At 63.7% G+C, this 12,323-nt stretch carries 11 protein-coding genes; 1 reads left to right on the forward strand and 10 read right to left on the reverse strand.

The genetic code is table 11. The annotated features are described in order from the left end of the window. Positions 1 to 96 precede the first annotated feature (96 nt). The 3 genes from OUZ49_RS03905 to OUZ49_RS03915 all read right to left on the reverse strand — a co-directional run bounded on the left by OUZ49_RS03905 (position 97) and on the right by OUZ49_RS03915 (position 2,959). Entirely contained in the window at positions 97 to 1,014 is a 918-nt protein-coding gene (locus tag OUZ49_RS03905; protein ID WP_266148670.1) for a cupin-like domain-containing protein, read from the reverse strand. A gap of 221 nt (positions 1,015 to 1,235) precedes the next feature. Next, positions 1,236 to 2,174: a hypothetical protein gene (locus tag OUZ49_RS03910; RefSeq protein ID WP_266148671.1), complete on the reverse strand. Its 939-nt coding sequence runs from the start codon at positions 2,172 to 2,174 to the stop codon at positions 1,236 to 1,238. An 80-nt stretch (positions 2,175 to 2,254) separates the two neighbouring features. Next, positions 2,255 to 2,959 (reverse strand): hypothetical protein, encoded by a 705-nt coding sequence (locus OUZ49_RS03915; RefSeq protein WP_266148672.1) that lies wholly within the window; start codon positions 2,957 to 2,959, stop codon positions 2,255 to 2,257. A 219-nt stretch (positions 2,960 to 3,178) separates the two neighbouring features. Here OUZ49_RS03915 and OUZ49_RS03920 point away from each other — a divergent pair, with 219 nt between their 5' ends. After that, positions 3,179 to 3,853: a hypothetical protein gene (locus OUZ49_RS03920; RefSeq protein WP_266148673.1), complete on the forward strand. Its 675-nt coding sequence runs from the start codon at positions 3,179 to 3,181 to the stop codon at positions 3,851 to 3,853. Here OUZ49_RS03920 and OUZ49_RS03925 read toward each other — a convergent pair. The 7 genes from OUZ49_RS03925 to ppk2 form a co-directional block, all read right to left on the reverse strand. Then, on the reverse strand, positions 3,850 to 5,250 hold the full coding sequence (locus OUZ49_RS03925) for a TIGR03013 family XrtA/PEP-CTERM system glycosyltransferase (RefSeq protein ID WP_266148674.1): 1,401 nt from the start codon (positions 5,248 to 5,250) through the stop codon (positions 3,850 to 3,852). The genes OUZ49_RS03920 and OUZ49_RS03925 overlap by 4 nt on opposite strands. A 182-nt stretch (positions 5,251 to 5,432) precedes the next feature. Beyond that, positions 5,433 to 6,188 carry a 4'-phosphopantetheinyl transferase family protein gene (locus OUZ49_RS03930; protein ID WP_266148675.1) on the reverse strand — a complete coding sequence of 252 codons (756 nt, stop codon included), beginning with the start codon at positions 6,186 to 6,188 and terminating at the stop codon, positions 5,433 to 5,435. Between the two features lie 5 nt (positions 6,189 to 6,193). Then, complete coding sequence (locus OUZ49_RS03935; protein ID WP_266148676.1) at positions 6,194 to 7,870, reverse strand: GMC oxidoreductase; 1,677 nt, start codon at positions 7,868 to 7,870, stop codon at positions 6,194 to 6,196. Between the two features lie 111 nt (positions 7,871 to 7,981). Beyond that, a complete protein-coding gene (locus OUZ49_RS03940) occupies positions 7,982 to 8,992 on the reverse strand; it encodes an NAD-dependent epimerase (protein WP_266148677.1) in 1,011 nt (336 codons plus the stop codon). A 29-nt stretch (positions 8,993 to 9,021) separates the two neighbouring features. Then, complete coding sequence (gene tviB / locus OUZ49_RS03945; RefSeq protein WP_266148678.1) at positions 9,022 to 10,299, reverse strand: Vi polysaccharide biosynthesis UDP-N-acetylglucosamine C-6 dehydrogenase TviB; 1,278 nt, start codon at positions 10,297 to 10,299, stop codon at positions 9,022 to 9,024. A gap of 339 nt (positions 10,300 to 10,638) precedes the next feature. Next, positions 10,639 to 11,295 carry a DUF2076 family protein gene (locus OUZ49_RS03950; RefSeq protein ID WP_266148679.1) on the reverse strand — a complete coding sequence of 219 codons (657 nt, stop codon included), beginning with the start codon at positions 11,293 to 11,295 and terminating at the stop codon, positions 10,639 to 10,641. 186 nt (positions 11,296 to 11,481) lie between these two features. Next, entirely contained in the window at positions 11,482 to 12,315 is an 834-nt protein-coding gene (ppk2, locus tag OUZ49_RS03955) for a polyphosphate kinase 2 (protein ID WP_266148680.1), read from the reverse strand. Positions 12,316 to 12,323 lie beyond the last annotated feature (8 nt).

Consider the following 12,323-nt stretch of genomic DNA (forward strand, 5'->3'; position numbering starts at 1 on the left):
CGCGGCAATTCCGTCTTCCCCAGTGGCGTCCCTGTTGATTTCCATGGCATTCACTATGTTGAAGTCAGCGACGAGCGCTTACGGCGACGGGGCCTCTCAATCGGCTACGGCATAGGCGGTCTTGCGCGCCAGGGACGGGCAGGCGGGTGGCCGGCTGCCGACGCCACGCATGGCGATCAAGGCGGATGCACTCATGTAGCTGAGATCATCCAGCAGTTTGTGTTTGCCTACGGGGGGCGGCGACATGCCGTGGCGGCGCATCAGATCGTGCAGCACATGCTCCATCGCGTTGTGGCGCGTGGCGCGCGTGCTGTAGGTGAGGCTGATGGTGATGGAAGGTTCGGTGCCGGTTTCCACCATGTGCGGGCTGGTGATGGGGATATACGCACCCATGCCGGGGCCGACTTCGAACACATGGGCGCGTTCGCGAAATTCTTCCTGCCACTTGACCAGGTCGAGGTTGTGGCTCGAGTGGAAGCTGTCGCGGGCACGCTCGCTGCATACCGCGGTATCGTCCTGGTCCCACACGTACACCTTCTTGGTGCCGCGGATCTGCAGCAGGATGCCGTGGTTGCGGTCGATGTGGAAAGGCGTCGTCGTGTGTGGCGAAGCGACGAAGATCCAGCCTGCCCGGTAATACATGCCCGGGTCGTGGCGTTCGATGGTGGGCTGGATGGGATCGAGCGCGGTGTTGATCAGTTCGCGATAGGCCGGGTCGGCCTGCACGTGGCGCAGCAGCATCCACGCCTTGGCCGAATTGATCTGCTGCAGCGTTTCGGTGACCGAGCGGCGGTTGGGATACATGCGCGCGACTTCGTCGAAGTTCGCGTCCGCGCCAGCATGGTTGTTGAAGGTGAACAAATGCGTGGTGCCCTGGAAACGCTTGCCCAAGGCCACCAGCTGATCGGGCTGCAGCAACGGATGCTCAGTGAGCCGATGGCGGACCGCCTGCGGTCGCCATGGATCGAATGACTCCCAATCCATATCGATTAACGCGGAAGCGTTGGCGTACATGGATGACACCTCCCCAGCGCGGTGTAGTCGTGACCGACGTCGGAACGCGAGCCCCCTTGGCTTGGACATGTCGTGCCTGTGGCCCTGTGGCGCAGGCACGAAACGCGTCCGACCTCGTGGATTTCCTGTGATTGTCGGCCGAACGCCGGCGCATTTCCCTAGTCCATCCCGGCTATTCCTGCTCCTATTCCCTACTGCCTATGCCCCAGGCGTACAGGTCTTCAGGCCGCATCGTGCTGGGTGGCTCCCAACATGCGATGCAGGCGTTGCCCGGCGCGGGCCACGCTGCATTTGGCCCGATCCAGCCAGGCATGGCGTCCTACCGGTGCAGGGCGCAGCCCCAGCCCCCGCATGCGCGCGTTGAAGCGGTGCGCGTCGGTCCACATGTCCGATTGCCGTGTGCGGAAGGTCAGGGCCAGTGACACGGAGAGAGCGGTGCCGGTATGCACGCGATGCGGTGCGATAAACGGATGGTGCACGCCGGTGCCTGGGCGAAGGTCGAAGGCCAGGGCCTTTGCTTCGAACGACGGCTGGTAAGCGGGTCTTCCCCCGATGCGTGAGAGGAGGCGATCCTTCTGCTCGGAATTCATGATGTCGTCGTCGTCCTGGTCCCACAGATACACCGTTTTCTGGCCGCGAATCTGCAGCAGGAAGTTCATCTCGCGGTCCATGTGATACGGAGTCACCGAATCGCGCGCGGAAATGAAGATGTAGGAGGAATACCAGCTCATGATCGGGTCGAGCGGGTCGGTCTGCGCCGCGATTTCGCCGAGCAGACCATCGATCAGGGGCTGGTAGGTGGCGTCGCGCTCGGGATTGTTGATGCAGATATAGGCCTGCCTTTCCTCGAAATGCTGAAGCACGTCCTCCAGCGTCAGGCCTTGCTTGTAATCGTCATACGATGAGTCGAGCGGCGTGTCCCCCGGGATCTTGCCGACGCGGTAGAGGATCTGCTCCGGCGGCAGCCGGCGGCATAGCGCAAACAGTGGGTCGAGCTGGAATAGCGGGTGTTCGCCCAGGGCATGCCCGACCAGGAACGGCTTGCGGTTGTAATCGGTTCGCAGTGTTTCGGGCGCCAGTGCGAGCAGCGGCATGGCTTGGGCGCGACCACGACTGAGCATGTCGGCGTAGCCGGCTGGCGAGATGAATTGACCCACCATGGTCGTCCCCCATGAAAGCAACCAGCGTGTCGCTTAGTCGTGTTTCCAGAGTCGAGGTCGCGCGCGTCAGCGCCGCCGGCCTATTTGGACTGGAAGGCGAATAGCCAAAGTATGGCGCCTTGAATCGGCGAGCCAATCCAACTGACGTTATAGGTGCCTGCCGCTGCGACCTGACGATAGGCGACGGCGACTTGCACGCCGCTGTTGTCCGGCAGGGTCAGATAGCTATCGACCAGGGTGAATTCATGGTCCGGGCGCGTCGTCATGCGTTTGACGCCGGCATCTCCCCACCACACCGCAACCAGGGTGGCCGGTCCCGTCGTGGTGACGTTGCCGCTGGTCAGCACGAGCCCCGGTGCAGGGTAGTTCTGTGCCATGTCCTGCAATACGCCGGCGTGCATGACTTCGATGAACGGCACCGAGATCTCGCCGGCGGGATTGGCGCGCTTGGCAATGCTGACCGTGTGCCCGGCTCCTCCCTTGGCGGCGAGCACGACATAGGCAGACACGGTGAAAGCGCCGCCGTAACCGTTGTAGACCACGGTGTCGCCAACGCGCTTCCAGCGATTGTCATAGCTGTCGACAGGCTTGTCGGCGTTTCCTGCATAGCCGCCATTGAGCACGATCAGCGAGCTGCCGGTGGTTTGCGTATCGATCGGTGCGGTGACGGCGGGCGCCTTGCCCATACCCTCGGAATGGGTCAGCAAGGTGTGTGCGCCCAGTGCGGGTGTGGCCTGCGCGGTGGGAGGGGCGTCGGCTGCCTGGGATGCGGAGGCTCCGGCCATCAACAGGGCCGCCATGGTGGCGCGGCGGCATGAGTTTGCAACCCGGTTTCGACGGCCGTGCATCACGCGGTCCCCTCCGTCTATTGGGAAAGAGATATTGCGAACCACATCACACTATGTCAAGAATGATTTCTGCCGCAGGGTCACTCTGGCGTGGCTGGTTCCGCGCGATGAAGCAGACTCCTATAGGCATCGTGGAAACGCCGACAGGGGACCGGCTTGGCCAACGAGACCGACTTTCTCGATCTGTATCGGACGCTCGGGCTGCGCCCGGGTTGTAGCCTGCTTGACCTCAAGCAAGCCTACCGCCGTCATGTTGGACGCCTGCATCCCGATCGCATGGTGGGCGCGCCAAACGACCCTGCGGTGGCAGACCGGCTGCAACGCATCACCGCGCTTTATGGCGCCGCGATGGAATTCCAGCGTCAGCACGGGCGTCTGCCCGGGGCGACCTTGCGGGTGCGCTTTTCCGTGCCGGAGGCGAGCGCGCCGCCTGCACGCGTGCCCATGCCATCCAGGCGCCGCACGTCGCGGCGCTCGGGCATCATCGCCTTGGCGGTGGCGCTGGTGGCTGCGGTGCTGATCTGGAATGGCGTCGGCTGGTCACCCGCGCCGCCGGACGCCGCCGTACATGTCAGGGACACGCCCGCGCTGCCGCTAGGCAGCGAGGCGAATACGCCGGCGCTGGAAATCGGCATGTCGTCCGACCAGGTGCGTTCGATCGAGGGCGAGCCCACCAGCATTCATGACGATCGCTGGGAATACGGCCCTTCGTGGATTCGCTTCGAGCACGACGAAGTCGTGGATTGGTACAGCTCGCCGTTACGCTCATTGGCCACGGCCAAGCGTACGCCAGATGCCGCGCCGGTCGTGCCGACGGCAACCGACAACTAGCGCGCCCCGCGGCCGAACAACACCACCTCGACGGTCTGGATAAGAATCAGCAGGTCGAGCAGCAGGTTGTGGTTCTTCACATAGAACAGGTCGTACTTGAGCTTCTCGGCCGCCTCTTCGACGGTCGCTCCATAGGGATAGCTCAGCTGCGCCCAGCCGGCGAGGCCGGGTTTCAGGCAGTGGCGCAGACTGTAGTAGCGAATCTGCAAGGCCAGGTCAGCGACGAACTGGGGACGCTCGGGCCTTGGCCCCACGATGCTCATATCGCCCTTGAGTACATTCCACAGCTGCGGCAGTTCGTCGACGCGCAGCTTGCGGCTGATGCGGCCGACCCGCGTCACGCGGTCGTCGTTCTTGCTGGCCCAGCGGGCGATGCCGTCGCGTTCGGCGTCCGTGCGCATGCTACGGAACTTGAGCAACAGGAAGGTCCGGCCGTGTTCGCCGACGCGCTCCTGGCGATAGAGGATAGGCTGGCCCGGACCTGACTCCAGCCAGATCGCCAGCGCCTCGAGCAGCATCAAGGGCCAAAGCGTCAGCAGCAGCACGGTGGCGGCGCCCAGATCGAAGCAGCGCTTGCTGAGCAGGCGCAGCGGGGTGGCATTGAAGCCGCCTGAGAAAACCAGCCATGACGGATCGAGAATGGTGAGCTGCACGCGCCCCGACTCACGTTCAAAGAACGTGGTCAGGTCGGTGATGGTCACGCCCATCTGGCGGCATTCGAGCAGGTCGTCCATCGGCAGGTGACCGCGACGATCGTCCACGCCAACCACCACTTCGTCGATCTGCTCCCGCTGCACGATGACTTGCAGGGGCGTGTTCAGCCTCACGAGCTGTTCGTTGGGCACCGCCACGGGTTCGTCCATGCGGGGCACGTAGCCGACGACGCAGAAGCCCCGTCGATCGGTGCGGCGGCGCATCTGGTTGTGAATCTGCGCGGCCCTCATGCCCGCGCCAAGAATCAGTACCCGGCGCTTGAGTGCGTCCACGTCGACCAGGCGCAGGAAGGCCACGCGAAAACCGAGCACCAGGACAAAGCCCAGCGACAGCGCGATGGCCAGCACGCCACGGCCAACATAGGCTTGTGGCACGACGTAATAGCCGATCACCAGCAGGGTGCCACCCAGGGCGAACGCGACGGCCTGGCGCGCAAGCAGGCCAAAGCGGCTGGTGCGCATATGCGACTGGTACTGGCCCAGTGCGACCATGCCAATGACAATGACCGTGCCGAACACGAACGCACGTTCCGGCAGGTGCACCGAAAACTCCGCCAGCTCATCCGGGCTGCGGAAATAACGAAGGTACGTGGCCATGCTCAAGGACAAGGCGAGCAACAACAGCTCGCACAAGCCGAGCAGCAAGAGCCAACGCACGGATTGCCGACGCAGGAAACGAAGCATCCGACTTCCCCCTTTCCCCCAGATTTGCGCTGTTTTCCTTCAGCAGGCGGAAAGCGTAGAGCCGTGCAACGACCAGTGTCGATGTAACTTAGGTCAGAGTTTCGCCGGCAGTCATGCCTATGTTGCAGGCGTGAAACACCCATGTTGCCGAGGTACGTAGATGGCGAAGTGGCTAGTGATCGCTACGACTGCGGCAACCCAAGGACGTATGACGAACAGCGTGCTACGTTCACCGGCGCCGCCCATGCACCGACCAGTCCGATCGGCAGCTGCAGCGGGTGAACCCGACAGGGGGGCATGTTGGCGGCGGAGGCGGGCGGAGCAACCACACTCGTGGCGCTGACTGACATGTTCGATGGTGCTTCCTTGAGGCCTACGCCGAATGCCTTGAGCAAGGCCTCCTTGCGCGTCCATAGCTGCAGCAGCCAGGTTTCGTGTTGCGCCGGCGGAAGCAAGGCCAGGGTGGCGGCTTCGTCGCTTGAGCAGAGCATGGCGGCAAGATCGCGCAAGGCGGTGCGTGGCGGTGAGCGTTCAAGATCGACACCGATCGTTACCGCATCCGTAATCGCGATGGCGACCTGCGTGCCGCTATGGCTCAGGCTGGTCGCGTAGCTCGTGTCGGTGAGTATCGGTTGGCCTGACGGGCTGGTGGATAGCGGAACCCGCGCGGCTTCCAGTCGCAGTGTCAGGCCAAGCACGTGGCGCCACATCGCATGGGCCAGCACATAGGTATCGCGGTCGCGTGCATGCCGGAAGCGGGCAGCCCGTTCGCGCTCGCGTTGATCCAGCAGTGCATGGGCCTGTTCGCCGAAGTGCTTCCATGGCGCGCTATCGAACAGCGCGACACAGGCCTCGCCGGTGGCGGGTGGCTGGAAGCCGCAAGCAGCCAGTGCATGCGTGGCGCAGTAGGTGAAGGCCTGGCCCAGGGTGGCCGACATGGCCGCTACAACAGGCCCACGCTTTCGCAGGTGGCAAGCGCGCTGCGCAACTGGTCCGCCAGTCGAAGACTCAGCGCGACAATGGTGAAGGTCGGAAATGCCCAGCCGCCGGTGGGAAATACCGAGCTGCCGGCGATATGCAGGTTCTGCACGCCATGCACCTTGCAATCACGATCGACGACGCCTGAGCGCGGATCATCGGACATGCGCGTGGTGCCCAGGTGGTGGGCGGTGCCGTGGACCTGGGGAGCGGTGCCGTCGTCCTTTTCCAGCCAGGGCTCCAGTACAAAGCTGCCACTGCTGGCGCGCGCAAGTTCGTTACCGAACAGCGTGGCCGCCGAACGGTACGTGTGGTGATCGAGCGGCGTAAGCCGCCAGTCCACGTTGACCTTGCGCTGCCCCAGTGCGTCGGTTTCCGCTCCGAGAGTGATGCGGCTATGTGGATTGGGTGCCTGCTCAAAAAATCCCACCAGGTCGATATGGCTGCTGCTCACCGTGGGTTTGTCGGCGATCTTCTGCACGAAGGCACGGGCGATATCGCCGATGCCAAGGCCGAGCCTGAGCGCCAGTGTGCCCAGGCTCTCGGTGGGTGCGGCGAAGCCCTCGGTAGCAGGGCCGTTCCTGAGTGCCTCGCACAAGCGTGCCTCGAGCAATGCCCCTTCATCCTGCACGGGGCGGCGCAAGGCCGCGCGCAGTTCGCGCAAGGCGCGGATGCCATTGGGTAGCGGGCCTTCCACGCCAAACGGATGGACGCGCCCGTTCAGCAATCGCTGCCGACGCTGTGCCTGCGGGGACAGGCCGATCTCGGGAAACGTGGGTGAGCTGCCCTTGCCCGTCCGACGGTCGTAGGGGCGAGTGACACGGTGAGGCGCATCGGTGGAAAGCGTACCCAGCTTGCCGCTGGGGTGATCCATGAAGTAGCGTCCGACCACGTCGTGCTGGTTGCCCAGCCCTTGCGGCACGACCGAATCGGACAGCAGCAGCAGGCGGGCGTTTTCGATGCCGCCGCAGGCCAGCACGTACTGCCGGGCGCGAATCGTGCCGCGATAGCCGCCCAGTGTGCCGACGCGTGCTTCTTGTACGACTGCCCCATCGGACGTCGGCAGCAGCTCGAGCAGATTGACGTGCAGCAGCACCTGGATGTTGGGTGCCCGCTCCAGCTCATCGCGATACGCCTCGCCGAACAGGATCGGGCTGCGCGCGAAGATCTGGTTGACCAGCTTGGACTGCTCGAAATCCAGCGGCGGATGGGTCGTCGGACTCATGAACGAGCCGTCGGCAAATTCGTGGGCGTCGATTTGGCAATAGGACCGCGCGCGCATGTAGTAGGGCACGAGGTCGTTATAGGCGATCGGCCAGCCGCTATGTGGCACCCAGTCGCGCGGGTTCAGATCGTCGGGGCTCAGCGGAATGCAGCCGCCGCCCCACAAGTTGCAGCTGCCGCCGAAAACGCGCATGCGGGAGCTGCCAGGGTCCAGCGGCAGTGCACCCACCGAGCCACCTTCGTACAAGGCCTGGCTTTGCTGCTCGCCGGCTTCGCCGCCGCTTTCGACCAGGCAGACCTTGATCGAGCTGCCGATGAACGATCGAGCGATGGCGATACCCGCCGCACCGGCGCCGATAATGCACAGGTCCGCTTCCATGTGGGCCGGATGCGACCCGATCAGGTAGTCGATGATCACTCCATCCCCCTAGCGCCAGGAACCCGCAGGTACGCAACGTGGTACCGCTTTGACGAACTGATCCGTGGCGAATCGGGCAGGTGATTCGGGGCCACCTGGCGACCCTTTCAATCAGACACGGAAGTACTCTCGATACCAGCGTACAAAGTTCTCGACCCCGGTTTCTACCGACACCTGCGGCCTATAGCCAACGGCCTGTATCAGGTCCGTTACATCGGCTTCGGTGTCGGGCACATCGCCCGGCTGGAGCGGAAGCAACTCCATCGTCGCCTTGCGGCCAAGACACTGCTCCAGTACCTCGATGTAGTGCAGCAGCTCCACCGGGCGTTCGTTGCCGATGTTGAACAGGCGATAAGGCGCGACGCCGCTGTTCGCCGGATCGGGCGTGTTGCTGTTCCATTGCGTATCGATCGTGGGCACGTTGTCGAGCGTGCGGATCACGCCTTCGACGATGTCGTCCACGTAGGTGAAGCTGCGCTTGTGCTTCCCGTGATTGAAGACACGGATGGGTTCACCGGCGAGGATGGCGCGAGTGAACAGGAACAGCGCCATGTCCGGCCGACCCCACGGGCCGTATACGGTGAAGAAGCGCAGGCCCGTGCTTGGAATCCCGTACAGATGCGCGTAGCTATGCGCCATCTGCTCGTTGGCCTTCTTGGTGGCAGCGTAGAGCGTCAGCGGATGTTCGGCCGACCTGTGTTCGGAAAACGGCATGGCCGTGTTGGCGCCATACACCGAACTGGTGGAGGCAAACACCAGGTGTTCGACGCCATGGTGGCGGCAGCCTTCAAGCACATGCAGGAAACCCACCACGTTGCTGCTTGCATACACATGTGGGTTTTCCGCCGCGTAGCGCACGCCAGCCTGCGCAGCGAGATGCACGACGCGCTGCGGCCGGTGCCTGGCGAACGCCTGTTCCATGGCGCCGCGGTCGGCCAGGTCCGCATGGATATGCGTATAGCCGGGTCGGTCCACGAAGCGCGCGAGGCGCGCCTTCTTCAAGCTGACGTCGTAGTAGTCGTTGAGGTTGTCGAGACCAACGACTTCATCGCCACGGTCGAGCAAGCGTTCGGCGACGTAAGACCCGATGAAACCGGCGGTGCCAGTGACCAACACTTTCATTGAGGCGATTCCTATGGATCAGAGCATCCCTACAGACGGCCATCGACATCGGCGCGGGGAAGTACGTACTTAACGTCGTAGACCACCGATGCGGGCTTGCAGAAGGCGCGAATACCCGTGGCGCCCAGCGCGACGAACTGGTGATGACCGACGGCAACGATCACGGCGTCATAGCTGCCGGCCGGCGGTTCCGCGATCGGGGTGAGTGCATATTCGTGTTCGGCCTCCGCCGCGTTGATCCACGGATCGTGCACATCGATCTCGGCGTTGTAGCCACGCAACGCGTGCACGATGTCCACCACGCGCGTATTGCGCAGGTCCGGGCAGTTTTCCTTGAAGGCGAGGCCGAGTATCAGCACTTTCGCGCGCACCGGGTTGATGCCCTTGCGCACCATCAGGCGGATCACCTCGTTGGCGATATGCGGGCCCATGCTGTCGTTGGTGCGGCGTCCCGCCAGGATCACGTCCGGGTGGTGGCCCACTTCCTGCGCCTTGTGGGTGAGGTAGTAGGGGTCCACGCTGATGCAATGGCCACCGACGAGGCCGGGGCGGAATGGCAGGAAATTCCACTTGGTGCCGGCGGCCTGCAGTACTTCCAGGGTGTCGATGCCGAGTTTGTTGAACAGGATGGAGAGATCGTTCACCAGCGCGATGTTGAGGTCGCGCTGGGTGTTCTCGATGACCTTGGCGGCTTCGGCCACTTTCAGCGAGCTGGCCTTGTGCGTGCCGGCCGTGATGATGGAGCCGTACAAGCGATCGACGAAATCCGCCGTCTCCGGCGTCGAGCCCGAGGTCACCTTGAGGATGCTGGTGACGCGATGCTGTTTGTCGCCCGGGTTGATCCGCTCGGGGCTGTAGCCTGCGAAGAAGTCGCGGTTGTAGACCAGGCCCGAGCCTCTCTCCAGGATCGGCACGCACACTTCTTCCGTGCAACCCGGATACACGGTGGATTCGTACACCACGACGTCGCCGCGCTTGAGCACCTTGCCCAGGGTTTCGCTGGCGCGGATCAGCGGGGTCAGGTCCGGCCGCTTGGCCGAATCGATCGGCGTGGGCACGGTCACGATATAGACATTGCGATCGGCCAGGTCGGCGAGATCGGCACTGAAGCGCAGGTGTTCCACCTGTGCCAGCTCATCGGCGCTCACTTCCAGGGTGTTGTCGCGCCCTTCGCGCAATTCGGCGATGCGCCCTTGGTTGATGTCGAAGCCGACGGTGTCATAGCGCTTGCCAAACTCGACCGCCAGCGGGAGACCGACGTAGCCAAGACCAATGACGGCGAGCTTGGTGCTTTCCAGATTCTGCATACCAACGTCCCGGTTGCTGGTTTGTAAGGGCACGACGTAAGGGCACGACGTAAAGGCACGGATTCGGGCAGCAGGTTATCCGATGGATCACCCGGATGGGTTGCGAGGTAGCCCCGTGCGCTTGCTCGTGCCAAGTGCCGGTTAAGCGCGAACGCCCCTGTGCCTGTCGGCCAAACAAGGCTAACAGGGTATGGTGCCGTTTCAGCTAGGCCATTGGTTGCCTGCCGGAAGTGGGGTAAGGCCGCTTCGACTCACCCGCGTGGCAGGCACACGATGGGAGGAGGGCCGGGCGATGGCCTGCGCGTGCACCCGGGAGCGCACGCGCAGGCAGGGCATGCGTCAGGACCAGCTGCTGTCGTCGAAGCCGCCGTCGCTGCTGTCGTCAAAATCGCTGGACGCGAAGTCCTGGTCGCTGACGTCACGTGAGCCGCCATCACGCGAATCGTTGTCGTAGTAGTTGTTCTCGGTCACGTTTTCGATCACCGATGGCTGGCCACCGCCGCCAAACAAGCCGCCACCACCGTGGTGGCCGCCGAGCAGGTTCTCGATACCGTCGAACAGGAACATGCCGCCGGCCACGCCGGCTGCGGTCGTCGCCGCGCTGGCCAGGAAGCTCGGGGCCGCGCTTGGCTGGGGCTGGGCGGGTGCGCCGCCGCCGAACAAGCGATCCTTCCAACTGGGCGCGGCGGCCTGCTGCGGCGCCTGCGGTGGCATGGGCGGGGGCGGAGCACCCCAGGCAGACTGCTGTCCGCCAAGGAAACTGGCACCACCTTGTTGCGCGGCCAGCTGGGCCTGCAACTGGGCGATCTGCGCCTTGGCGCTGTCGAGCGCATGCTGCTGCAACAGGCTGCGCTGCACCAGCAGGTACAGCGCATCGGGCTGTCCGGCCAGGCGCTGGTGGATCAAGGCGTCCGCTTGCGGGTCCTTGGCCACGCCGCTGGCGGCGGCCAGGCGCATAAGGAAATCATCGAGTAGCTGTTGTTCCTGCGGTGTCATGACGTACGAATCTCCATGGGACGGCGAATGGCGCCCACTCTGACCGGCAGAATGCCAGGTGTGCAGTGCCGGAAGTGTGCCCGTTCTGCGTGACATCAAGTGTGCCGTGCCACTTGTTTGCCTGAGAGTCAGCCAATCGCAGGGACTTTCGACGGGTGCCCAGTCCTTGGACAGGCAGGCTCGCCGTCAGTATTTGGCCGGTACGAAGTGGTAGTCGTACGCTGGCGCCCGATAGCCCTTGGCCTTTTGCCTGGCCGGCAGCACGAACTTGGGGTGGGGGATTTCCTTGTAGGGGATCAGGCTTAGGAAGTGCGAGATGCAGTTCAGGCGGGCCCGTCGCTTGTCGTCGGCCTCGACCACATACCACGGTGCGACCTTGGTGTCGGTGGCGGCGAACATGGCGTCGCGCGCCTCCGAGTATTCGTACCAGCGCCGATGCGATTCCAGGTCCATTGGACTCAGTTTCCAGATCTTGCGGGGGTCGCGGATGCGCGCCTTGAACCGCCGCGTCTGTTCTTCCTTGCTGATCTCGAACCAGTATTTGATCAGGGTGATGCCCGAATCGATGATGTCCCTTTCCCACGCCGGGCACAGGCGCAGGAAGCGATGGTATTGATCGTCCGTGCAAAAACCCATGACATGCTCGACGCCGGCGCGGTTGTACCAGCTGCGATCGAAGATCACGATCTCTCCCCCGGACGGGAAGTGCTTGAAGTAGCGCTGGAAGTAGATCTGCGTGCGTTCCCGCTCGGACGGCGCAGGTAGCGCGACCGCGCGAAAGACGCGCGGGCTGACCCGTTCGGTCAGGCGCTTGATCACGCCACCCTTGCCGGCCGCGTCCCTGCCTTCAAACAGCACCACGATCCTGGCGCCGGTATGCTTGGCCCAGATCTGCAGCTTGACCAGCTCGGCATGCAGCTCGGCCATTTTTGCTTCGTAATCCGCCCGGCTCATCTTCGGCAGGGCGGTGGCTTGCGCGTCTTGCGCTGGCGCGGACGGCTTGGTTTTTTGTTTGCTCATGGCGTCAC

The organism is Dyella halodurans, assembly GCF_026283925.1.
Taxonomy (GTDB): Bacteria; Pseudomonadota; Gammaproteobacteria; order Xanthomonadales; family Rhodanobacteraceae; genus Dyella; species Dyella halodurans.